Source organism: Acinetobacter sp. 22323, assembly GCF_052044895.1.
Lineage (GTDB): Bacteria > Pseudomonadota > Gammaproteobacteria > Pseudomonadales > Moraxellaceae > Acinetobacter > Acinetobacter schindleri.
The window spans coordinates 119,558-141,893 of sequence record NZ_JBQEOL010000010.1 but is presented as its reverse complement, the minus strand read 5'-3'; the positions used below and the strand labels follow the sequence as shown (position 1 = coordinate 141,893).

General features: G+C 41.3%; 22 protein-coding genes and 2 pseudogenes. 16 read left to right on the top strand and 8 right to left on the bottom strand.

Annotated elements, in window-relative coordinates; all coding sequences use genetic code 11:
- Nucleotides 1-114: 114 nt before the first annotated feature.
- The 4 genes and pseudogenes from ACTJIX_RS08855 to ACTJIX_RS08840 form a co-directional block, all read left to right on the top strand.
- Nucleotides 115-1,206: a tyrosine-type recombinase/integrase gene (locus ACTJIX_RS08855; RefSeq protein WP_111861098.1), complete on the top strand. Its 1,092-nt coding sequence runs from the start codon at nucleotides 115-117 to the stop codon at nucleotides 1,204-1,206.
- Nucleotides 1,203-3,452, top strand: a complete 2,250-nt coding sequence (locus tag ACTJIX_RS08850) for a tyrosine-type recombinase/integrase (protein WP_416664883.1) — start codon at nucleotides 1,203-1,205, stop codon at nucleotides 3,450-3,452. The genes ACTJIX_RS08855 and ACTJIX_RS08850 overlap by 4 nt, the downstream gene beginning before the upstream one ends.
- A 1-nt stretch (nucleotide 3,453) precedes the next feature.
- Nucleotides 3,454-3,834 (top strand): DUF6262 family protein, encoded by a 381-nt coding sequence (locus ACTJIX_RS08845; protein ID WP_440611082.1) that lies wholly within the window; start codon nucleotides 3,454-3,456, stop codon nucleotides 3,832-3,834.
- Between the two features lie 76 nt (nucleotides 3,835-3,910).
- A pseudogene (locus tag ACTJIX_RS08840) lies at nucleotides 3,911-3,988 on the top strand (RNA-guided endonuclease TnpB family protein); the annotation flags it as partial.
- Nucleotides 3,989-4,063: 75 nt separating this feature from the next.
- Here ACTJIX_RS08840 and ACTJIX_RS08835 read toward each other — a convergent pair.
- From ACTJIX_RS08835 to gmk, 3 genes are all read right to left on the bottom strand, one after another.
- Complete coding sequence (locus ACTJIX_RS08835; RefSeq protein WP_440611356.1) at nucleotides 4,064-6,169, bottom strand: RelA/SpoT family protein; 2,106 nt, start codon at nucleotides 6,167-6,169, stop codon at nucleotides 4,064-4,066.
- A gap of 217 nt (nucleotides 6,170-6,386) precedes the next feature.
- Nucleotides 6,387-6,668: a DNA-directed RNA polymerase subunit omega gene (gene rpoZ / locus ACTJIX_RS08830; RefSeq protein WP_004896248.1), complete on the bottom strand. Its 282-nt coding sequence runs from the start codon at nucleotides 6,666-6,668 to the stop codon at nucleotides 6,387-6,389.
- A gap of 74 nt (nucleotides 6,669-6,742) precedes the next feature.
- Entirely contained in the window at nucleotides 6,743-7,366 is a 624-nt protein-coding gene (gmk, locus tag ACTJIX_RS08825) for a guanylate kinase (protein WP_004896246.1), read from the bottom strand.
- Nucleotides 7,367-7,500: 134 nt separating this feature from the next.
- Here gmk and ispH point away from each other — a divergent pair, with 134 nt between their 5' ends.
- From ispH to rplS, 12 genes and pseudogenes are all read left to right on the top strand, one after another.
- Nucleotides 7,501-8,451, top strand: coding sequence for a 4-hydroxy-3-methylbut-2-enyl diphosphate reductase (ispH, locus tag ACTJIX_RS08820; RefSeq protein ID WP_440611355.1), 951 nt, complete (start codon nucleotides 7,501-7,503; stop codon nucleotides 8,449-8,451).
- A 162-nt stretch (nucleotides 8,452-8,613) separates the two neighbouring features.
- Nucleotides 8,614-9,063, top strand: a complete 450-nt coding sequence (locus tag ACTJIX_RS08815) for a GspH/FimT family pseudopilin (RefSeq protein ID WP_440611354.1) — start codon at nucleotides 8,614-8,616, stop codon at nucleotides 9,061-9,063.
- Nucleotides 9,060-9,569, top strand: coding sequence for a type IV pilus modification protein PilV (gene pilV / locus ACTJIX_RS08810; protein ID WP_171294427.1), 510 nt, complete (start codon nucleotides 9,060-9,062; stop codon nucleotides 9,567-9,569). Before ACTJIX_RS08815 ends, pilV begins: the two co-directional genes overlap by 4 nt.
- A gap of 142 nt (nucleotides 9,570-9,711) precedes the next feature.
- A pseudogene (locus tag ACTJIX_RS08805) lies at nucleotides 9,712-10,743 on the top strand (PilW family protein); the annotation flags it as partial.
- A complete protein-coding gene (locus tag ACTJIX_RS08800) occupies nucleotides 10,740-11,522 on the top strand; it encodes a pilus assembly PilX family protein (RefSeq protein WP_228152924.1) in 783 nt (260 codons plus the stop codon). The pseudogene ACTJIX_RS08805 and the gene ACTJIX_RS08800, both read left to right, overlap by 4 nt.
- Before the next feature lie 15 nt (nucleotides 11,523-11,537).
- Complete coding sequence (locus tag ACTJIX_RS08795; RefSeq protein ID WP_440611353.1) at nucleotides 11,538-15,452, top strand: pilus assembly protein; 3,915 nt, start codon at nucleotides 11,538-11,540, stop codon at nucleotides 15,450-15,452.
- Nucleotides 15,453-15,462: 10 nt separating this feature from the next.
- Nucleotides 15,463-16,068: a type IV pilin protein gene (locus ACTJIX_RS08790; protein ID WP_440611352.1), complete on the top strand. Its 606-nt coding sequence runs from the start codon at nucleotides 15,463-15,465 to the stop codon at nucleotides 16,066-16,068.
- On the top strand, nucleotides 16,062-16,550 hold the full coding sequence (locus ACTJIX_RS08785; RefSeq protein ID WP_103799812.1) for a type IV pilin protein: 489 nt from the start codon (nucleotides 16,062-16,064) through the stop codon (nucleotides 16,548-16,550). The genes ACTJIX_RS08790 and ACTJIX_RS08785 overlap by 7 nt, the downstream gene beginning before the upstream one ends.
- 142 nt (nucleotides 16,551-16,692) lie before the next feature.
- Nucleotides 16,693-16,950 carry a 30S ribosomal protein S16 gene (rpsP, locus tag ACTJIX_RS08780; protein ID WP_005013161.1) on the top strand — a complete coding sequence of 86 codons (258 nt, stop codon included), beginning with the start codon at nucleotides 16,693-16,695 and terminating at the stop codon, nucleotides 16,948-16,950.
- An 18-nt stretch (nucleotides 16,951-16,968) separates the two neighbouring features.
- Nucleotides 16,969-17,517 carry a ribosome maturation factor RimM gene (gene rimM, locus ACTJIX_RS08775; RefSeq protein WP_017400863.1) on the top strand — a complete coding sequence of 183 codons (549 nt, stop codon included), beginning with the start codon at nucleotides 16,969-16,971 and terminating at the stop codon, nucleotides 17,515-17,517.
- Between the two features lie 26 nt (nucleotides 17,518-17,543).
- On the top strand, nucleotides 17,544-18,293 hold the full coding sequence (trmD, locus tag ACTJIX_RS08770; RefSeq protein ID WP_440611351.1) for a tRNA (guanosine(37)-N1)-methyltransferase TrmD: 750 nt from the start codon (nucleotides 17,544-17,546) through the stop codon (nucleotides 18,291-18,293).
- Between the two features lie 174 nt (nucleotides 18,294-18,467).
- Nucleotides 18,468-18,839 (top strand): 50S ribosomal protein L19, encoded by a 372-nt coding sequence (rplS, locus tag ACTJIX_RS08765; protein ID WP_004787066.1) that lies wholly within the window; start codon nucleotides 18,468-18,470, stop codon nucleotides 18,837-18,839.
- Nucleotides 18,840-18,900: 61 nt separating this feature from the next.
- Here rplS and ACTJIX_RS08760 read toward each other — a convergent pair whose 3' ends face one another.
- The 5 genes from ACTJIX_RS08760 to ACTJIX_RS08740 form a co-directional block, all read right to left on the bottom strand.
- The gene (locus ACTJIX_RS08760) at nucleotides 18,901-19,059 is read right to left on the bottom strand and encodes a hypothetical protein (RefSeq protein WP_440611350.1); all 159 of its coding nucleotides are present in this window, start codon (nucleotides 19,057-19,059) and stop codon (nucleotides 18,901-18,903) included.
- A gap of 78 nt (nucleotides 19,060-19,137) precedes the next feature.
- Complete coding sequence (locus tag ACTJIX_RS08755) at nucleotides 19,138-19,404, bottom strand: hypothetical protein (RefSeq protein WP_440611349.1); 267 nt, start codon at nucleotides 19,402-19,404, stop codon at nucleotides 19,138-19,140.
- Nucleotides 19,401-19,577 (bottom strand): hypothetical protein, encoded by a 177-nt coding sequence (locus tag ACTJIX_RS08750; RefSeq protein WP_440611348.1) that lies wholly within the window; start codon nucleotides 19,575-19,577, stop codon nucleotides 19,401-19,403. Before ACTJIX_RS08750 ends, ACTJIX_RS08755 begins: the two co-directional genes overlap by 4 nt.
- A 343-nt stretch (nucleotides 19,578-19,920) precedes the next feature.
- Nucleotides 19,921-20,889: an esterase/lipase family protein gene (locus tag ACTJIX_RS08745; protein ID WP_427942338.1), complete on the bottom strand. Its 969-nt coding sequence runs from the start codon at nucleotides 20,887-20,889 to the stop codon at nucleotides 19,921-19,923.
- Nucleotides 20,890-21,155: 266 nt separating this feature from the next.
- Nucleotides 21,156-22,166 carry a lipase family alpha/beta hydrolase gene (locus tag ACTJIX_RS08740; protein WP_440611347.1) on the bottom strand — a complete coding sequence of 337 codons (1,011 nt, stop codon included), beginning with the start codon at nucleotides 22,164-22,166 and terminating at the stop codon, nucleotides 21,156-21,158.
- Nucleotides 22,167-22,336 lie beyond the last annotated feature (170 nt).

The window sequence follows — 22,336 nt, the reverse complement described above, 5'->3', positions numbered from 1 at the left end:
GTTATCTACTACATATAAATAATAATATACAAAGTAAACAAAGAATGATTTACTATTAATAATATACATTGTAGAATTTATATCTAAACATATATACATAGTAGATTCTACTTAATGAAAGTGCAGAAAATACGAATTAATAATCAAACAGAAGACTTTTGGATTGTCATTGGTGATGATCACTTAGCTATACCATCAATTGATCTTTATTTAAGGTATTTAAGTTCTGTTAGAAAATCTCCAAACACTATTCGTTCTTACGCTTATCATCTTAAAGAATTTTGGTTATTTCTATCTTTAAAGAACTATAGTTGGAATCAGATTGGTTTAATTGAGCTATCAGAGTTCATCAACTTTCTAAAACTAGGAACTATAGATGCAAGTAATATTATTCCTTTTTCTTCAAGTGTTTCTCTGCGTTCAGAAAAAACAATAAATACAATAATTACTGCGATTACAGCTTTCTATGATTATCACTCAAAACTAGATAGCACTCTTGTTTTAAATGATAAGAGATCAACTAAATCTAATAGTAAAAATTACAAACCGTTTCTACATCATATTAGTAAAGCAAGCTCCACAAAACATAGCATTCTTAAAATTAAAGAGCCTAAACGAATACCTAAAACATTAACATTTGAACAAGTGCAAAAAATCCTAGATTCATGTTCTAACCGCAGAGATAAGTTGATTGTAGCCCTACTCTATGAAACAGGTATGCGTATAGGCGAGTGTCTTGGTTTAAGGCATGAAGATATTAAAAGTTGGGATAGCGAGATTCATATAGTTCATCGTAATAACAATACAAATAACGCAAGAGCAAAAAGCCAAGAAACTAGGGTTATTGACGTTAGTGATGAACTCATAAGACGCTACACTGATTATGTAGTACATGATTTTGACGATATTGATTCTGATTATGTTTTTGTGAATATATGGGGCGAAAATAAAGGGCATCCGTTAAGTTACAGCACTATTTACACTAAATTCAGTCGCTTATCCAAAGCCCTAAAACTTCCATTCAGCCCTCATATTTTTAGACATACACATGCCACAGAGTTACTGAGAAGTGGTTGGGATGCTTCATACGTTCAAAAGCGTTTAGGGCATAAAGATATTCAAACCACGATTAATATTTACGCTCATTTGAATGATCAAGACCTAAAAGTGGCATTCCAAAACTTTCAAAAAGGTAAATTAAAATGAATACGAATTATGCTGAAAAAGTATTTACCGATAATGGGTCTACAACTAAATCTATAAACGTAAAACAGCAAGCAATAGAAGCCATTGATAGAATAATTAATGGGAATCCTATTGTTATTAGTAAGAAAGGAAAATTAATATTCAAAAATATTGCCAAAGAAGCGAGAGTTTCACCTACTGAGTTACATAGGGATTTTAGGGATGTGATGCTTTATGTCAGCTCATTAAAAGACTCAAAGAATGAAAGTATAACCATTCATGCTAGTCTTGTTAGAAAACGCTGTATGGAGGCAATAGAGCGTTTTAAAACAGGAGAAACAAGGAATGTTAATAAAAACGCTAAAGTAACTGTAGCATCTGTAGCTAAAGAAGCAGATGTTTCTGATTCGTACTTGTATGCATATTTCCCTGACATTCTTAACAAAATAAATGAGCTTCAAGGTGAATATGCTAGGTATGGTAATAAAGAAAAGCACGATAAGCTATTAAAAGCTTTAACCATATTGTTGTCTAAAAATGAGGTAATTACTGTAAAAAAAGTCTGTAGGGAAGCAGGGTTTTCTGAAACCTTTGACATGATGGTTAGGAAAAGTTATCCAGACGCTCATAATCAGATATTGATTGAAATTGAAAAGCAAAAAACTTCAAGGCACACCCAAGATCGCTTGATACTTTTGGAAGCCTTAGAAAGACTTAAAAATGGAAATCCAAAGAATACACCACCTATTCCTAATGGTGGATATATCAGTGTAAGAAAATTAATGAACGAATCAGGAATTGGTGAAGGTGTTATTAAAAAGAATCATCCTGATATTTATCAAGAGTGTCTGAAAAAAATTACTATAAAAACCGAAGATGTTTGGTTGGTTAAAAGTGATTTTGATGCTGTATCTAAAGGAGATACAGAAACACATAAACTGAACTTTAGCAACATTCACTTTGATTGGTTAATAAGTTCGGCTAAGGCATTTATTAAGGCTGTATTTTCAACTAGATCAAAAAGCACATTAAAGACAAATATTGATGCTATTACATTTTTCAGCAGAGCACTTTACTCTATAAACCCTGAATGCGAAGCGCATGAAGTTACTAGATCAGAAATGCAAAAAGTCTTTTTTGAATGGTCTAAATCTGAATTAAAATCTTCAACGATTAAAAGAAGATTAGCATCTTTAAGACAGTATTTTGAATGGTGTGAGGATACAAATTTTATTAAATTTGGGGCAACTAAACTAATTAGGGATACGGATTATCCAAGCCTGCCTAAATCAATACCAAAATTCATTCCCGAAAATGTAATGAGTCAATTAAATCAGCATATTGATAAATTAAATCCTGATGTGATGAGGTTTTTTCTTGTACTACAAGAGGTTGGGATGAGAATTAGTGAGTGCTGTAGTTTAATGTTTAATTGTATTTCTCCTGATGAAAATGGGGATTACTTTCTTAAATATTATCAATTTAAAATGAAAAAAGATCATATCGTTCCAATTTCAGCAGAGTTAGTTTCCGTAATCAGGGAACAACAAAAAGCTATGATTGCAGAGTTTGGTCAAGCTCCTGTTTTACTATTTACAACCCCCAAATTTCAGGAAAATGGCATTCCTTATCCAAGAGCAGGAAAAGCATGGAGCAAAGGAACTCTAATTAAAAATCTAAACGCACTTGCAGTTGAAAATAATATAAATGATGCGAGTGGAAAGGTTATTCGTTTTGGGTTTCATCAATTTAGGCACACCGTAGCAACTCGAATGATTAACAATGGAGTTCCGCAACATATTGTCCAAAAATATTTAGGTCATGAAACCCCTGTGATGACTAGCACCTATGCTCATATTTTAGATGAAACATTAAAAAAAGAGTTCAAGAAATTTAACAGCACAATGATTGATATAAACGGTAAAAAGTTTAATGATCAAGATATTATTAATGATTTAACAATGGGAACAGATGCAAATAATATTGATGCTCAATGGCTTAAAAAAAACATAGCAATGCAAACTTTACCAAATGGACTTTGCTCACTACCCGTTGTTCAGGGCGGTTGCCCACATGCTAATGCCTGTCTGACATGCTCAAACTTTAGAACAGATCACACCTTTTTACCTCAACACAAAGAGCAACTACAAAGAACCGAAGTGATTATTGAAACGTGTAAAAAGAACGGTTGGGTTCGCCAACTGGAAATGAATGAAAATATCAAAGAATCTTTAGTGAAAATTATTGCACCCTTAGAGAGTAATTAATATGAGCCATGATAGAAACACTCAAGGTTTAAAGGAAAATGCCTTAAAGAAGAAGAATGAAGCTATTAAGCGCACAGAGTTAGCAATAAAACAAATGCTAAAGGAAAAAGCCACTATTAATTTCAAAACTGTAGCAGAAAAAGCAAACGTATCGACAGCTTGGCTTTATAGAGAGGAATCTATTGCTAATCAAATTAAGAAGCATAGGGTTGAGAGTAAGAGTAAATGTGCAAATACAAGCACATTGAAAAACACTTCCGAATCATCAAAGGACGCATTGATTGCTGCTTTAAAAGCAAGGGTTAAGGAATTAGAAATTGATAATTTAGAGCAAAAAAAGACAATCGAGATGCTATATGGAAAGCTTCATGATTCTACATAGTAAGTATGTAAACAAAGTGGAATCCTTTGTTATGAAAGGATTCCAAGTGTTATTTGTATCTATGTGTTTAGATAGCGATAGAGATAAAAACTCAGCTCTAAACATTCTTGCGCTCGGGCATGAGCGTCTAGCAGTAGGAATCCCTGTCTTTTAGGTCGGGGAGGATGTCAACATCAACATACATCATATTAGATCATTGCCATGGGCAAAAGCATTATTTTTTAAATGGCTAACTCGCCTTCGATGTGGTTTCTGAAATGCTTATTGGCTGGGACAGGCGGATAATTCGCGGGAAGCCGTAATGCATGCGCAGGTCTCGAATGAGCTGGGCAATCTGCTTACGGTTATGTACGACTACGTTGACATAAGTCTTACCTTCGTAACTACGTACCGACTCTACACCAGACTTGGCTTTACGGCATTCATAGATCAGTTCGGAAATCTGTTCATCATCCATGGACAAGTCAATACAAAGATAAGCAGTAAAGCTGATATCTTCAATGTCCTCAGAGGTCCACTGCAATGGCATTATATTTTCTGGATGCAGGTTTTGTTCGTGTAGCAAGTTATGGCAGCGTGCACGATGAACAATCAGGCCACGGCGGGTCAGATGACCTTGAATCGGATCACCCAGTACCGGATTACAGCAGTGCGCATATTTGACATCTACACCTTCTGTACCCTGAATTAAACGAGTCGAGTTGGAGCCAGTTTCTGCATCCTGAGCAAAAAGGTGATTGGCGACCAATTGAGGTAATAAATCACCCACAGCAATCTGTTCATACAGACGTTCCTGAGTCGGAATATGACGCCATTGCAGAATATTGGCCCAGTCCTCTTCAGTTAAATCCTGAATAGAACGATTAAATAATTTTAAAGCACGATTTAAAGCCTGTTCGCCGACCATACGCTGCTCATCAATATCCTGATCACGCAGGATGTTTTGAATCGCACGACGGGCTTTTTGGGTATTAATAAAGCTGAGCCAGTCTGGATTTGGTGAGGCGAGTACATCGGTGATCACTTCAATGACTTGACCACTGCTTAAAGGTGTAGAAAGCGGCTTGGTATCGCCATTAATTTTGGCGCCAACCGCATGGTTACCCAAGAATAAACTGGCAGAATAGGCAAAATCCACGACGGTCGCGCCTTGTGGTAATTCATGTAGCTGACCGTGAGGAGTATAAACCCAGATTTTTTCCTGATGCAGATAATCCAGTAATTCATTAAAAGTGGTCTTGGCACAATCCCCATCCACCAGAACATTCAGATTCTGCATGGAAGCCTGAATTGCAGAACGGCAGGCTTGAGGTGCATTTTCACCAAGGACTACACCAAAACGTGCTGCCTTACGCATCAGTTCGGTTTGAATGGTCAGGGAAAGTGTTGTCTTTTCCCCTTTGATACGCATACTCAGCGACTGGTTGCCACCCGGCAACGGGCGACGAATATGATCGGCAAAACTTAATACCTGGAAGCTCTCTTCCAAGAGTTCTGCAAAGCGGTCACAGTCAGCGATGCTTTGTAAAATGATTTCAAAGGCGTGACTATGGGTGAGTTCCTGCAGGTTAATATCATTTTTAACGAAGTGACGTAGCAACTCGATATTATTATTTTTCTTCTTGATTCTGCCCTGGATATTATACTGATTGAGTAATTCATTCAGTTTTCTTTCCCAGATCGCCTGATATTCACAGCGTTTGGATTTGGTTTGCTGTAAGGCAGTCTGGACATTATTATACATGTCCAGATCCAGGTTCTGGTAGCAGAGATGTTCCAGATTATCGGCCATCTCATTCATACCAACTAGACGGGCCATCGGTACGAAAATTTCAAAAGTCTCTTTGGCAATACGTGCACGTTTATCGGGACGCAGGGCATCTAAGGTAGTCATGTTGTGATAACGGTCTGCCAGTTTCACAATAATGACACGTGGGTCCTGTAGGGTAGCCTGAAGAATTTTCCGGAAAGAAGCGGCTTTATTATATTCCTTATCACTAGATTGGCTTAGTTTGGTGACGCCATCCACAAGTTCAGCCACCGTCTTGCCGAACTTTTCAGCAATGTCGTCCTTGTTGAAATCGGTATCTTCAATCACATCATGGAGTAAGGCTGCCATGAGAGTTTCGGCATCTAAACGCATATGCGCCAGGATACTGCTCACAGCGATCGGATGCAGGATATAGGGTTCGCCACTTTTACGGGTAATGCCATCATGGGCAATATCCGCATAATCACAGGCGGCAAGCACACGCTCGACTTCACTGGCACTCAAATAAGCGTCGATGATGATATTAAGCTGTTGCTTGGCTTGACTGACCTGTGAGCCTGGCATAAAACACCTTTAAAACTGAATTCTTTACTAAAAATGCGCGAATACTTTTAATGAAAAGCAAATCGCAAAGTTTGTCAATTTATTCCGTTTCTATTCACGGAAAAACCGCATAAACTTGGTAACTCGACCTTATGTTATAACCGTTCTAGACAGAATATAAAAGTCACAAAACAAAAAAAGCCTAGTTGAGAACTAGGCTTTTTATAGGAAGGATTTCTTATTGGAAAGAAAAACCGTCCAGATTCAGGTTATTTGCTGAAAGTGCAAGGTCTAGACTAGAAGTCTGGTAGTCTTGGTCACGTTGTTTCAGGATGTCTTTAGATACATGACCTACTGCAATTTCACGTAGAGCAACAACGGTTGGCTTGTCATTGTCCCATTCTACAGTTGGTTCAATGCCTTGACGTGCCAATTGACGCGCGCGTTTGCTTGCCACTAGTACAAGCTCAAAGCGGTTGTCTACATGGTCTAAACAATCTTCAACGGTTACGCGTGCCATAAGAATTCTCGTTTGAATAATATTTTAACAGACTGCGAAGTATAAAAGGCTTTGCCTGTAGACTCAAGTTTTAATCACTCTTCGCTTGGCGTAATTAAAGCCTGAATCAGTTTTTCATGACGATTAGCTTGCTGATGAAGTGCCAATCGGTTGGCAATAATCACGGCTTCCAGATCATGCAGCGCTTTGTTGAAGTCATCATTGATAATGACATAATCAAAGTTCACATATTGCTGCATATCTTCTACCGCACAGCTCAAACGATGCTCAATCACGTCAACAGAGTCTGTACCACGGTTCGATAGACGTTGACGCAAGTCAAACTGGCTTGGCGGCAAAATGAAAATTTGTTTAGATTCAGGAAATAAGCGACGGACCTGCTGTGCACCCTGCCAGTCAATCTCGAGCAGGACATCATGACCTTTAGCCAGTTGTTCTTTTACAGTCGCTTGCGCAGTACCATAATAGTTACCAAAGACTTCAGCATATTCAATAAAGCCACCCTCATTGACCAGATTGAGAAAATCTTCTTTGGTAGAGAAGTGGTAATGCACACCATCGAGTTCGCCAGGTCGTTGACCGCGTGTCGTATGAGAAACAGAAACATGAAGATTGTTGACACGTTCAAGTAATGCTTTAACGAGGGATGTTTTGCCTGTTCCAGACGCAGCAGAAACGACAAACAAGAGACCCGACATGATATTTTTCCTGATATGATAAAATATCTTCTCTATTTTAGAGTAGAGCGACTTTAAACTAAATAGTTGTACGTCGATTGTTTTACATTTATTTCAATTGTTGCAGCATAAATTGAGTGAGTATTGAGGATTCTATGGAAATTGTTTTAGCCAACCCGCGTGGTTTCTGTGCTGGTGTGGATCGTGCCATTGCGATCGTGAATCGTGCCTTAGAATGTTTCAATCCACCGATCTATGTGCGTCATGAAGTCGTGCATAACAAATTTGTTGTAGATGACTTACGCCAACGCGGTGCAATTTTTGTTGATGAACTGGATGAAGTTCCTGATGATAATATTGTGATTTTTAGTGCCCATGGTGTGTCTAAAGCAGTCCAGCAAGAGGCTGAACGCCGTGGTCTGAAAGTTTTTGATGCCACTTGTCCCTTGGTAACCAAGGTGCATATTGAAGTGACCAAATATGCTCGTGAAGGGGTTGAAGCGATCTTGATTGGCCATGAAGGGCATCCGGAAGTTGAAGGCACCATGGGGCAATATGACAAAAAAAATGGCGGTGAAATTTATCTGGTTGAAGATGAAGATGATGTTGCTGCTTTAACTGTACGCAATCCTGAAAAAGTCGCTTTTGTCACGCAAACCACTTTATCAATTGACGATACGGCCAAAGTGATTGATGCTCTTCGCCAGAAATTTCCTCTGATTCAAGGCCCACGTAAAGACGATATTTGCTACGCCACGCAAAACCGTCAGGATGCAGTGCGCGATCTGGCTGCACGTTGTGATGTAGTGTTGGTTGTAGGATCACCGAATTCATCAAATTCAAATCGCTTGCGCGAACTCGCGGAACGTATGGGGAAGGCGGCTTATCTGGTCGATAATGCAGATGAGCTCAAGCAGGAATGGTTTATCAATATTTCTAAAATTGGGGTAACTGCAGGTGCTTCTGCCCCGGAAATTTTAATTAAGCAGGTGATTCAGCGGTTACAGGATTGGGGTGCACAGGCATCAAAAGAACTGGATGGGCGAGAAGAAAATATTACATTTAGTTTACCAAAAGAGTTACGTATTCCTGTAACACAGGCTTAAATTGCTAACTATTTAACAATTTATTTTTTATTAAAAAATAAACAGATAGCTATAATATGACAGTTATCTGTTTTTTTATGCCTTTTATCTACTCTGTGTAGGTTTTGTAAAATTTATAGATATTATTTTTAATAGGGTAAAGTTTTGGAGTTGGGGAAGAGTGTGCAAAAGAATAAAGGTTTTACGTTAATTGAGCTCATGGTGACGATGGCGGTTCTGGCGATTATTGCTGGAATGGCTGCTCCTTCTTTTGGTAATTTGCTGCTTAAACAAAATCTTAACAGAAGTACGCAAGATTTGGTTGCTACCTTGAGCGCAGCACGCTCTACGGCTGTATTAGAACGTAGAGAGGTGACTGTTGATTTAAGCAAAACCCACCAAACCGCAGATACTGCAGCAACACGCTATTGGTTGCCCAGAGGTGAGGCTATTTTGGCATCAGGTTCTCCAGTGAGTATTACCTTTCAGTTGAGCGGAGCAGTGAAAGATCACGCTGCCGATATTGAAAATCAACCTTTTGTGGTTTGCAATAAAAGCGGTGGCAACATCTCTAAAGAAATTAAAGTTTCACTCATGGGGGCAATCAGCGTGGTTGAGGGGACATGCTCATGAATACAATGAATATGCATCAGCGTGGTGTCGGCTTAATGGAAGTCTTGGTGGCGCTGCTCGTGCTTGCTATTGGTGTGCTCGGTTTTATTACGTTGCAGTATCGTGCAGTAGAAGCCACTACAGAAAGTGGTTATCGGGTGCAAGCGATTAATATTGCACGAGATATGGCAGAACGGATTCGGGTCAATCGTGGAGCGATTGACACCTATGAAGACTTATTGAAAGGCACTGCCGCAAAGCAAATCGCAGATACTACTGACTGCGCCACAACGGATTGTACTATTAGTGAGCTTGCTGCTTATGATGTTAAGCAGGTGTCCCAAAAAGCACAAGATATGGGTATGACGATGAGCAATATGCCATGTCAGGGTAATAGTGATGATCGTTATTGTGTTTATGTGGCGTGGGGTGATACTGCAGCTACTGATGGTGCTGATGCTGGCAACTGTACCAATGGGGCAGCGTATGTTACGACCTCGACCTGTTTGATTATGGAGGTTTATTAAGATGAATAAACCTCAAGAATTTTTAAATCTCTCCCAAACCCTCTTTTTCAAAGAGGGTAGCGTTGCGAATCATACTCAGTATAGAGTTTGTGAAAAGTCTCCCTTTGTAAAGGTAGGGAATGTATTCCGCAAGGGGAGATTTTCTAATCCTCAACAAGGCTTTACCCTAATTGAATTGATGATTGCTCTTGCTTTGGGTTTGATTATTATCGCTGCAGCAATACTATTATTTTTGACGGGTCAAAAAAGCTATTCCTTACAGCAAGGTTCAGCAGATTTACAAGATAATGCCAATTTCGGCTTGAATTATATTGTTAAAGATATTCGTCTAAGCAATCTGAATACTAAAAGTTCAGGGATAAATGATGAAACCGTGGGCGGTGGTATTGTACTGACTTCAACAGCCAATGCAAAAACGACAACAGCAGGTTCACCAGCAGTTACGACACTTTCTCCCAATCTGCTTGTAAACGTAAAAGCAGATATGACCAAAGGAACAGGTACGGATATACCTTTGATTTTATTATCCCAAGGCAATACAGGTTTATCTAATGTCAATACCGAACTCAGCGACCAATTGGTAATTCAGTATAGACCGCAATATGTGCAAGACCCAGATGATGCAGACAAACTGTTTGGCGGTTTTGACTGTGAGGGCAATCGGATTGAAGTGGCAAAAGTAGCTTCGGGTACGCAAGATTACAACATTATCGTACAGCGTTATTTTTTACGTGAAGATACCAAAATTGGCAACGAACCGAATGCTTCGCTTGCTCTTGCTTGTGATGCAGGTTATTACTCCGATACTGGCTCTCCAACAGCAATCACAGGTTTTAATGACAAGAGTCAAATTATTTTAAAACGTGTGGACTATTTCCATGTCTTGCTCGGCATACAAAACGGCACAAACTTTCGTTATATCTCGATTGATGACTATATGAAACTGACAGGCACAAAACCACGCATTCTATCTGTGCAGTTGGGCGCATTAATTCGTTCGTCACAAACCGTAGGCCGTGACAGCATGATTAAAGATGACCAGAAATTTCAGGTTTTGGATAAGGAGGTCACGGTAAAAACGCCAGCCGCAGGCAGTTCGAAATATGTGCGCCAAGTGGTGTCACAAACCGTTGCATTGCGCAATACCTTTGGTACAAGAGGGGCGTCAGAATGAAAAAAATGGCTATTTATCATGTCTCACGCTATGGGCAACAAGGGGCAACCTTAATTGTAGTGATGATTTTACTGCTCGCGATTACCATTATAGGTACGATGGCAATCCGTCAGGGGCTTGTATCTTTAGGGGTTGCGACTAACAGCCAAGCGCAGCAATTGTTAATGCAAAACTCTGATGCAGCATTTTTTAATGTAGAAAAAGAAAGCAACTTGATTCAGGCATTATCTGCCAGTGGGATGTTTGGTTATATTGATGGGGCGACTAATAAAGATAAAGAGCTGGTATTTTGCTTCCGCGGTGATCAGTCAAATTTTTTTGATATTAGCAAAGCCAGTCTGATGGAATGGGTATCGGGGACAAAACCCAAAAATAATACTTTAGGGGAAGACGGATACTGTAGCGCCAAAGCCAGTACCACTAACTTTTTTACTAGTGGGCGTAAAGCGGTCATGACCCAAGTAGCAGTCAAGTTTTCTACGCAAGCCAATAATGACCCATTTTTTGGTTCGATTTTTGGTTCTGATGAAGAAAGCATCAAATTTCAACGTAGCAAACCTGTCAAAGTATTTGCGGTGTCAGTGATGCCGACTTTAACCCAAGCAGATCCAGATGCCATTACCGGCTGTTTTAATAGTCATATGAATGAAGTCACTATACCCGATGGGGTTACCGCAGCGACAGGCGCAGATTTAAGTGTAACCCAATGTTTGACGAATTTGAATGTTCCTTTTGTGTCACACGTCACTGAATATGTGATTACGCAAGACTTTGTATAACCGGGAGTCGACAAGATGAAAAAGATAGCAAAAGTCATGATAAATAAAGTCTATCGTCAGAACTTGCTGGCTGCCAGTATTGCAGCGCTGTGTACGGCAATGGTGGCAAGCAGTGTTACCCAAGCCAGTGATATTGATATTTATCAGGAAGCCCAGAGTGGTACGATTACCCTGATGTTTATGCTGGATACTTCGGGAAGTATGTTTGCCAATCGTAAGGGCTCATCTGTCACTGGTGGCGGGAGCAGTGCTTGTGATATTGGTAGTGTCAGCGCATCTTCAAATACTGGTTATGAAACAGCAACAACCGCAAGACCCTATATTCGCCAATATTGTACTGTCGCATTGAGTAATGCAAATTCCACGGTCAGAAGTGGTGTAAAAGTCAAAGATGTATGTACCCTTTCAGGTAGTTCATATCGTTGCTACGACCGTATCACGCGACTAAAAGATGGGATGTATGACTTATTGTATGGCAACACAACGGAGAATATAACAAGATTGGCGGATGACTTAATCATCGGGCTATCGGATTACTCGGGAAATCGTACAGGAACGAGTAATAGTGGGCGAGTGATAGTGCCTGCCAGACGTTTAGATGCAAGTGTTACGCATTTAAAGCAAGAGTATCAGCGTATAGGGAGTACCACCAGTAACTATACTTACAAAGCATGTTCGGTAATGACTCCTGATGGGACATGTACGACATGGATAGCTTATACACCTAGCGGAAGTAATGCAACGAATAAACTTAATACTTTTAATAACTTAGTTGCTGGATATACAAGTTCTAGCTCTGGCAATGGAACTTCAACTACAGTTACCTACTCTAATAGTGTAACCCAATTACATCGTCAATGGTTGATTGATGCGATTGTTAATGAACCAGCATCTGGTGGCATTGGTATGAATCTGGATAATAACTGGACAAACTATACCCCCACAGCGACTACATATGTGGATACCGCAGCTTACTTGATGGGAACAACCACAAGAACAGGAACAAATAGTGGTTTTGCTGCTTCAAGTGATAGTACCAAGAACCCGAGTAATACCAATAACTTTTTAGCCCCTCAATCTGTTCGAGATGAATTGGCTCAACCAGTCAGTTCAAAAAGTTGTAGTGGTACAGGTATTTATGTATTAACTGATGGTGAACCACGTACAGGGACGGGAAGCAATGAAGCCAATGCTCAGGTATTAATCCGTCAGGCATTGAGTGATAGTAGTTATTCCTGTACGGGAAATACCAGTTACTTGGATGGTGGTGCATATACGGGTGGCTGGCGATGTATCAGTAATTTTGCCGTATCATTGTTAAATAATAACTATAATGATACCCCTGCCCCGACTTTTAAAAAGGTTAAAATTAAAACCGCAGTAGTCGGTTTTGGTTCTATGTTTGAGGGTCTGCCTGACTATAAAACAGAAGTCAAAACTCTTGAAACGCAAGCTGCAAGACTTAAAAAGATTACCGATACCTCTATTAGCGGAACTGCTGCCGTAGATGTCAAAAATACTGCAAAATGGGGAATTTTGGGGGAGGGTGGCTATTACAGTGGTTCAGAGTCAAGGGATATTGTCGATAGTGTAAACGCATTCCTCGGCGACCTTGCGACTGAAATTCCTGCAGTCACCACAGGTTCACCGACCATTCCACAAGATGCTTTAAACCCTTCCATCTTGCAGAATAATGCCTATTATCCACAATTCCAGCCAACGCCTGAAAAACCTTATAGACTTTGGGTCGGTAATCTGAAAAAGTACCTCGTCAGCAGCACAGGGGTTTTAAAGGATAAAAAAAGTAATAATATTATTGATAACAAAGGTCGAATCATTGCTAACTATGACTATTGGTCGCCTGATGTAGATGATACAGTTCAAGATGCTGATATAAATACCTATGGTAGTATCAAATATGCACAACAAGGCGGCGTATGGTCGCAGCTCAAACTTCGTACCGCTGCCAATGGCACAATACAGCGTAAATTGCTCACTAACCGTGTTCGTACCGGTACAGCCTTTAGCAGCAGCAATGATACCTTGCGTACAGTCAATCTTGACTATATCAATACCTACAGGGATGACCCAAATCGTGGTTATCTCATGAGCTTGCTTGGCTATCCAATTAGTGTAGCTGATGCGGAAACACCTGCCAATATTACCACAACCACTTTGGCGGCAGCCACAGCAGACCTGCGCCAAATCGGTGCAGTCATGCACTCAACTCCTGTATTGGTCACCAATAAAGGTAAAATCGGCTATAACTCAAACACGAAAAAAATTACCTCAACTGGACGTGAAGATTATGTCTTGTTTGGCACAACACAAGGCTTACTGCATGTGGTCGATGCTTCAACAGGTGAGGAAAAATTTGCCTTTGTACCCAATGAAATGATTGAAAACCAGAAACAGGCATTTTTAACCTCAAACGCAACCAGTGGTGGTATGAATAACCTGTTCTATGGCGTAGATGGTGCATGGACATTACATACCGAATATGTAATTGATGATTTAGGCTACCTCACCACAGGTACAGGTAAAAACTCACTCAAAGGTAAACAGCTGGCGGTCGGTGGTCTGCGTATGGGCGGACGTGGCTATTATGGTCTGGATTTATCCGATATCGACAGTCCAGCACTCAAATTCAATATCAATCCGACAGCCCCATCTACATCATGTAGTAATAGCAATCCACTGGCTTGTATGGGGCAAAGCTGGTCTAAACCAAATCTTGCTTATGTAAACTGGGGCGGTGCTCGCAAATTGGTGATGTTTGTCGGGGGGGGGTACGATAGTGGCTATGAAGCACATAATTATGACCAGACTGACAGCAAAAAAGGTGCAGGTGTATATATGTTTAGTGCCGAAGGTAGCGATGCTGGTAGTTTACTTTGGTGGGCAAATGCCAATGCAATCACAAGCGATACGGACACTGATAGCGGTACAATCGGCACAAATGATGACAACCTGAAATATAGTGTGGTGAGTGAAATCCGTACAGTCGATAGAGATGGTGATGATTTAGTCGATCATCTGTATTTTGGTGATTTGGGCGGTCAAGTGTTCCGGGTAGATTTGAATAATAAAGCTGCAACATTGGGCAGATTTGCAACCCGAGTACAGCGTATCATTGACCTGAATACAGATACAACAGCAGGTAAACGCCCTCGTTTCTATGATGCACCCTCATTCTCACTATATAGTGAAAAAGGTAAAACTTTTGCAGTAATATCTATTGGTAGTGGTAATCGTAGTTCGCCATTGCAAGACTACACCGCTGGTACAGCAGGTTATGACCATGACGCAATTTATAATGTCTATGATAAAGATGTGGCAGACAAAAATTTGTATGGTAGCTACACCATCAAAACCGATAGCGTCACCAAAGCCCAAATGGGAGAGGTCACCGATACGAACCGTAATGTAAATACAATACTGGTCGCACCTTATACTGGAAAAGGCTGGTTCTATAAATTCCAGTCCGATCAACTGCAAAGTGAAAAAGTCTTTGGTACACCACTTGTCATGAACTATCGGTTATATGTATCCACATTTGACGGTAGTAAAGACGGGATTTCAGGCGACTGTGGTGCAGGGGTCAAAGGTGATAGTTTCCTTAACCGCTTCTGTATGCCGTTTGGACAGTGTGCTATTGCAGATGCAGGCAATAGCTCAACCTGCGTGGGTGCAGATTGTGATAAAACCAAATTGGGAGCAGGGATTCATACCGTGACTATTCGAGGTGATGAGCCAGCCGATGCAATCACACCAGACCCAGATAATCCACCAGCAGTAGGAGATACCAGTGCTAGTAACTATTGTCTAAGCACAGGTAGTCGTGCGGCATATACTCCGCTGGGTGGAGGTACAGGTGAACAGACTAAAATTTGCCTAATTCCACAACGCTGGTATGAAAAACTGCAATAAAGGGGGGGGTATGCAAAAACGGATTGAAAATATTACTCGTTTAAGCTCAAGCATGGTTTTGCGGGAGCTTCATTTAGCTCACTCGAAGTATGGATTATTGTTTTATACAACCGCAAATAAGGAATATATTCCGCAAGTCGAAGCGAAACGTAAAAGTTTTATTTATCGTTGTTCAGGTTTTACGCTCATTGAACTTATGGTTGTGGTGGTGATTGTGGCAATCTTTGCTGCAATCGCTATCCCCAGCTATCAAGCCCAAGTTCGTAAAGCTCAAGCAGCACAGGCACAGCAAGAAGTACAGCGTATTGCCAGTGAGCTAGAACGGTGGAAATCACGCAATTTCAACTATCTTGGCTATAACTTGGCAGTAAAGACTATCAATGGTTATGCCAGCTTTACGGTAACCGATGGACTTGAACCGACTAAAGCCCTTACAGACTCCAATGTTGCAGGGCAAAGTTGGGTGATTGTTGCTGAAAATGCAGATGATAGCAATTATAGTTTTCTCATGACGAGTACAGGCATACAGTGTAAAAATAAATCTTATGACAATATCGAGGACAATATTAAAGGAGCAGATGATGCCAGTTGTGGCACGGGAGCGGAAACATGGTAATGCAAACTTATCAACGAGCATTCACGCTTATTGAGCTGATGATAGTTGTTGCTATTATTGGTATTCTGGCTGCAATTGCTTATCCCTCCTATCAACAACACGTGCGTAAAACAAAAAGAACGGAGATGCAGGCAAGTATGCTGCAGATTGCTTCCCAGATACAGCGTTATAAAATTGCAAATTTTAAGGTAAAAGGCGCAGTTGCTAATGATTTCGGGATTAAAGCAGCCTATCCGGAACAAGGAACTCCTCTTTATACAGTAGCTTTAAAATGGATTGATACAGATGGGAGTGTAAAAAATACGACACCTTTAGGTTCTGAAAGATGGGTCTTGATTGCAACACCAATTTCGACTGCAACACAATATCGTGATGGCCATATTGGTTTAAATTTTAAAGGTGAGCGTTGTTGGACCCAAGGTACAGATAATTCTGGTACAGCATGTACTCCATCTGCCATATCAAACTGGGATGGACGCTAACCAAATTCAAAATTGTGGATAACTAACTTTTAATCTTTCATTCAGGGCAAACTTCGCGTAAAATATTGCCCTCTATGAAAGGGGTTTGAAGTGTTCCGGTGGTCGGTACATGAATAATCCGTAAAAACTATAAGGTTCTATCATGGTTGTTATTCGTCTTGCACGCGGTGGTGCTAAAAAACGTCCGTTCTATCAAATCATTGTGACTGATAGCCGTAATGCACGTGACGGTCGTTTCATCGAACGTATCGGTTTCTTCAACCCTACAGCTCAAGGTAAAGCAGAAAAACTACGTTTAGACGCTGACCGTTTTGCTCACTGGGTATCTCAAGGCGCGCAGCCTTCTGATCGTGTTGCTTCTTTAGCTGCCCAAGCTAAGAAAGCTGCAGCTGCTGTTTAATACGGTAGTAGCTAGCCCATGACACCAACACAGAATGTTCCCGAAGATCGTATTCAGATTGGACAGCTACGTTCAGCATATGGATTAAATGGGTGGCTCTGGGTCTATTCCAATACAGAACCCATGAGCAACATATTTGACTATCTGCCTTGGTACATTGAGACCAAAGCAGGTTGGCAAATTGTCGATGTAAAACGTTGGAAACCGCATGGCAAAGGTCTGGTTGTTTCGCTGAAAGGTGTGGTTGACCGCACTGGGGCGGACGAATTGGTTGGCGCAAATGTCTGGATTTCAAAATCGCAACTGCCTCAAGCAGGTGTGGACGAGTATTACTGGTCAGATTTGAAAGGCTTAATCGTATTAGGTCTGGATGATGACGAACAGGAAATCAATCTTGGTCAAATCCATGAAATGTTTGAAACAGGCGCCAATGATGTGATGGTGGTTCGCGCAACTGCTGACAGCGTCGATGGCGAAGAGCGTATGATTCCATGGCATAAAGATGTGGTACAACGCGTTGATCTCGAAGCGGGTCGTATCTATGTCAATTGGGGCGTAGACTACTAACATTTTTGGAAACACGGGAGTCTGCGATGTTTTTTGCAGTCATTACGCTTTTTCCTGAAATGTTTGAAGCGATTACACGTTTCGGTATTAGCGGGCGCGCAGCACAACGTGATTTGACGCAAATTCATTGCATCAATCCACGCGAATTTGCTGAAGGGAATTACAAACGGGTGGATGAACGTCCATTTGGTGGTGGTCCCGGTATGGTGATGATGGCTGAGCCATTAGCGAAAGCAATTCATCGTGCCAAAGAGCTTGCAACGCAAGCGGGTGCAGTTCATGTTCCTGTGGTATATATGTCACCGCAAGGAAAAACCTTAAATGAACCTGCGGTACAGGACTTCGTTAAATATGACGGACTGATCGTATTGTGCGGACGTTATGAAGGTGTCGATGAGCGTTTGATCCAGAAATATGTTGATCAGGAATGGTCGATTGGCGATTACGTATTGTCGGGTGGTGAACTCCCTGCGATGGTTTTATTGGACAGTATTATCCGGAGACTTCCGGGTGCGATGTCGGATGAACAATCCCATGTGCAAGACTCATTTGTGGATGGTCTTTTAGATTGTCCGCAATATACCAAGCCAGACCATTTTGAGGGTATGGATGTGCCAGACATTTTAAAATCGGGACATCATGCCAATATTGAAAAATGGCGTTTTTTGCAGCGTTATCAGCGTACGCTTGAACGTCGACCTGAATTGGTCGAACAAGTCGAACTGACAAAGCAACAAAAAAAATGGCTAAAAGATTTGCAAGGAAATAGATCTTAATTTATTCTCCGAGCGCAAAAGGCAAGAAGCTTCGCTTTTTTGCCACACTTAAATAGACTCTTTATGCATTGAAGCGGTCAAGCATAAAGGGAAAGTCAATCGGGTCTATGCGCTTTAGCCTCTAGCCCCAGTGGATATCAGACCTCTTCTGACCCACAATATTGGAGATACCCCATGAGCGGTAAGCATCCTTTAGTTCAAGCTGTTGAAAATGCTCAGCTTAAACAAGACATCCCAGCTTTTGCACCAGGTGACACAGTAGTTGTCCAAGTAAAAGTAAAAGAAGGCGACCGTGAACGTCTACAGGCGTTTGAAGGCGTTGTAATCGCTAAGAAAAACCGTGGTCTGAACTCTGCGTTCACAGTACGTAAAATTTCTAGCGGTGTTGGCGTTGAGCGTGTATTCCAAACTCACTCTCCAATCGTTGCTAAGATTGAAGTGAAACGTCGTGGTGATGTTCGTCGTGCTAAACTTTACTACCTACGTGAACTTTCTGGTAAAGCTGCACGTATTCGTGAAAAGTTGCCAGCTCGTAAACAAGGTTAATTTTAGCCTTGCTTTAAAGCAAAAAAATGCGTCTCTTGGCGCATTTTTTTATACTTGAATTTTATAGCCCTTGCAACTTTAAGCGGTTGGCATATTGGCGGTAGACATTGACAGGATCCGGTGCAAAAGTCCCTTTGATGCCAAACATCAGGTTAATTTCATCTAAATGATTCCATGGATAATTATCACGGATAGTTTTACCAAATTTTGCAATACACATCGATATGATGCCATCATTGGCAGCTTCTTTTATAGGCAGATAATCTATTTAAGGCTTTGATGGCCACATCACTGATATTCAAGGCATTGATTGCAGGCTGATTACCGGTGATTGAATATAGTGCTCTTGATATTTTCCTTCACCACATTTCTTTAAGAATAGTCCCGTATTAAAACGTTGGTTAAATTCGGCTGTTCCTTCCATAGAAGTGCTATGACCGGCTGGCAATGCGTTGTGAGGGAACGTTTGCCCATCTAGTCTTTGTGCCCACAGCAGTACATTTTCGAAGGTATTAATTAGTACATTTAGTAGTTCAGCAGTGCCTGTGCTATTCGCTATTTTCATAACATCAGATGCAAAACCGTGCCTTGATTGGCACCGCCTACCGTTAATACAGAGACAATTCGCTTAGGCATCACACTCGCAGCATAACATACCGCATGTACACCATGGCTATGCCCAATTAAATTGAGTTTTTTCGCACCTGTAATGGCTAGGACTTCCTGAAGTTGAGCCACATAATTCGCTTAAATGGGGACATACATGTTGCAAAAGCGGTGGAATCATTTCGTGCCAAATCAGGCAGGATTTGATATCAATAATCCATTGCTAAATTTTCTGTTGCTAAGCGATTAAAGCTGAGGAGTGCATGTGCAAAGACAATCGGGTATTGGGTTTTGCATAGCTTGATATGATAAATTTTGTTTCTGCTTGTTGGCGATGAGAGATATTGGCTTGAACATTCAAGGTTGATGTCATGGCTAATAGCATCAATGCAATATTAAGTTTCATAAAGTTCCATTTTAAGAAGATATGAAAAAGCCCTACTCATGTTGACTAGGGCTGATCATACAAATTGCTTTATAAGCCTTGTAGTTTTAACCGGTTGGCATGTTGACGGTAAACATCCACCGGATCTGGAGCAAACAGGTTTTTCAAGCCAAGCACCATATTCACTTCATCCAGATGGTTCCAGTTGTAATTATCACGAATGGTTTTACCGAACTTGGCGCTACAGCGTGATACCAGCCCATCATTTTCTTTGCCACCATCAATGAGCAGGGCAGTGACTTTAAGTGCTGAATCAGGATCAAGCAGGTTCGTGACTTGACCAACACCTGTGAATGAATAGTTGTAAATGCCTTTCTGTTGATAGGCACCTTCACCACAAGCTGTAGTTGGCATACCAATTGGATATTTCTGATTAAATTTTGCAGATCCTGCCAAGGTTAGACTGCTACCACCCGCCAGAGAGTCATGTGGGAAACTGTTTGGATCCAGACCTTGTGCCCAAGTAATGGCTTTAGATACCAGATTGATTCCTCCCACTAAAGGACCTTGTACAGGTGTTCCTTCTGCTTGCAGGATCAGGTCTGCAACAGGGGAACCTTTATGTGGTGCGCCGACTGAAGTCAGAGAAGCAACTAGAGCCGGTGCTACACCTGCGACATAGCGAATGGTTGGACCGCCGTGAGAATGACCAATCAAGTTGACTTTCTCTGCACCGGTAATCGCCAGAATTTCTTCAACTTGATGTTGAAGTTGTTCACCGCGGATTTCGGAGGAATTGAATGGTGAAACACGGGTTGCCCAGACATTGGCGCCGTTACGCGCCAGATCTGGCAGAATCTGATACCAGTAATCTAAGCCAAACTGATCGGTACCGATCCGAATAAAGCCTGCCATGCCATGTGCAAAAACAATTGGATATTTGGTTTTCGCATAGCTGGAACTGGCTTTTGCAGTGACCTGGCTGGCTTGGGTGGATGCCTGAGCGCTGAGGCATGTACCCACCAGTAGTAGACCAGTGATTAACACTCCACATTTCATTATATTTTCCTCACTTTGTTGTTTTAACCGGATGATCCTCATCCTGTTGTGCAAAGTTCCCTTATCGCAGGAACTCAGTTTTCTATGCTGTTACGGTTATAAAGGTGGTGCTTGATTAAAAAATAAGGGTCAGCCAATCGGGAAACCCACAGCAAAGACTTAAGTGATCTATTATTTTTCCATTACAGCTTTCAGATCACGGATAAGCCAAATAAAAAAGAATCAGAAAAAAAGCCTATATTTCACTGGAAATATAGGCACTCGCGTTATAAGCCCTGTAATTTGAGCCGGTTGGCGTGCTGGCGATAGAGAGCAACCGGATCTGGTGCAAACATCCCTTTTAGACCAAACATCATATTGGCCAGATCAGTATGGTTAAGTTTGTACTGGTCATGGATGACTTTACCCATGAACGCGCTACAACGTGACACCATGCCATCATTGTCTTTATTGCCATATGATAAAGGACCTAACTGCATCAGGATCGTATCAATATCCAGAGCATTGGTAGCTTGGGCTACGCCTGTCCAGGAATAGTAATGAATGCCTTTGCTGTCTTTCTGTTTTAAATTTTTATTACAGTTTTCGTTCGAAGCCAGTACCCCATCTTTCACCATTTGCTGTGCCACGGTGGCATTAAAGGTATTAGATCCGGTCTGGGTCAGAGATTTCATGGAGGCATCAAAATCAATCTCCAGTTCGGGCTTCAACTGGCCCAGCGCAATTAATGGTCCAACAATATAATCACCTAGAATGTTGAAGGCAGTACGGCTCAGGCTATTGTTCTGGATATCATCTGCGACTTTGGAACCGTGGTAGGTGCCTGCCACGCCGGTAATCGAAGCGATATACTGCGGTTGGGTCGCTGCAACATAGAGTACCGTCGGCCCACCATGGGAATGACCAATCAAGTTCAGTTTTTTCTTGCCGGTAATGGCCAGAACATCTTCAACCTGATGAATCAGTTGTTCACCGCGATGCATCGTGGTATTTGCCGGAGACAATTGTGCAGCAAATACGGTGGAGCCATTACGAGCCATATCCGGCAGAATCTGATACCAGTAATCCAGTCCGATGCTATCGGTACCAATGCGTGACCAGCCTAGCCATCCATGTACCATCAAGATCGGATATTTGGTTTTGGCATAATCGGACTTGGTCTTTTCGATAACTTGTGTGGCACTTGCCGCTGCTTGGGTTTGTGCAGCAAAGCTTAAGCCTAAAGCCGCTGCTAAAGTCACAGTCAGTAACTGTGCTGTCTTGTTGAAAGTACGCATAACCGTCCCTTTTTAATTTTATCATTATTCAAGCAATCATTGCTTTTCTAGAGTGATGTAGCCCACACCATCAGACGTTTTAAAATAAAATACAGTCTTAGTCTTGAGTGACTGAGCCATTTTTCTTTGTAAGTAGCGGTATTTTTTCATTTTAGCTGTCTGAAACCATG

Coding starts and splice junctions, on each gene's coding strand:
- ACTJIX_RS08745 (WP_427942338.1), bottom strand. CDS start 20,889: ATGAAATGTGGAGTGTTAATCACTGGTCTACTACTGGTGGGTACATGC.
- ACTJIX_RS08790 (WP_440611352.1), top strand. CDS start 15,463: ATGCAAAAACGGATTGAAAATATTACTCGTTTAAGCTCAAGCATGGTT.
- ACTJIX_RS08835 (WP_440611356.1), bottom strand. CDS start 6,169: ATGCCAGGCTCACAGGTCAGTCAAGCCAAGCAACAGCTTAATATCATC.
- rpsP (WP_005013161.1), top strand. CDS start 16,693: ATGGTTGTTATTCGTCTTGCACGCGGTGGTGCTAAAAAACGTCCGTTC.
- rimM (WP_017400863.1), top strand. CDS start 16,969: ATGACACCAACACAGAATGTTCCCGAAGATCGTATTCAGATTGGACAG.
- pilV (WP_171294427.1), top strand. CDS start 9,060: ATGAATACAATGAATATGCATCAGCGTGGTGTCGGCTTAATGGAAGTC.
- rplS (WP_004787066.1), top strand. CDS start 18,468: ATGAGCGGTAAGCATCCTTTAGTTCAAGCTGTTGAAAATGCTCAGCTT.
- ACTJIX_RS08845 (WP_440611082.1), top strand. CDS start 3,454: ATGAGCCATGATAGAAACACTCAAGGTTTAAAGGAAAATGCCTTAAAG.
- ACTJIX_RS08855 (WP_111861098.1), top strand. CDS start 115: ATGAAAGTGCAGAAAATACGAATTAATAATCAAACAGAAGACTTTTGG.
- ACTJIX_RS08760 (WP_440611350.1), bottom strand. CDS start 19,059: ATGTGTATTGCAAAATTTGGTAAAACTATCCGTGATAATTATCCATGG.
- trmD (WP_440611351.1), top strand. CDS start 17,544: ATGTTTTTTGCAGTCATTACGCTTTTTCCTGAAATGTTTGAAGCGATT.
- ACTJIX_RS08785 (WP_103799812.1), top strand. CDS start 16,062: ATGGTAATGCAAACTTATCAACGAGCATTCACGCTTATTGAGCTGATG.
- ispH (WP_440611355.1), top strand. CDS start 7,501: ATGGAAATTGTTTTAGCCAACCCGCGTGGTTTCTGTGCTGGTGTGGAT.
- gmk (WP_004896246.1), bottom strand. CDS start 7,366: ATGTCGGGTCTCTTGTTTGTCGTTTCTGCTGCGTCTGGAACAGGCAAA.
- ACTJIX_RS08795 (WP_440611353.1), top strand. CDS start 11,538: ATGAAAAAGATAGCAAAAGTCATGATAAATAAAGTCTATCGTCAGAAC.
- ACTJIX_RS08850 (WP_416664883.1), top strand. CDS start 1,203: ATGAATACGAATTATGCTGAAAAAGTATTTACCGATAATGGGTCTACA.
- ACTJIX_RS08755 (WP_440611349.1), bottom strand. CDS start 19,404: ATGAAAATAGCGAATAGCACAGGCACTGCTGAACTACTAAATGTACTA.
- ACTJIX_RS08800 (WP_228152924.1), top strand. CDS start 10,740: ATGAAAAAAATGGCTATTTATCATGTCTCACGCTATGGGCAACAAGGG.
- ACTJIX_RS08740 (WP_440611347.1), bottom strand. CDS start 22,166: ATGCGTACTTTCAACAAGACAGCACAGTTACTGACTGTGACTTTAGCA.
- rpoZ (WP_004896248.1), bottom strand. CDS start 6,668: ATGGCACGCGTAACCGTTGAAGATTGTTTAGACCATGTAGACAACCGC.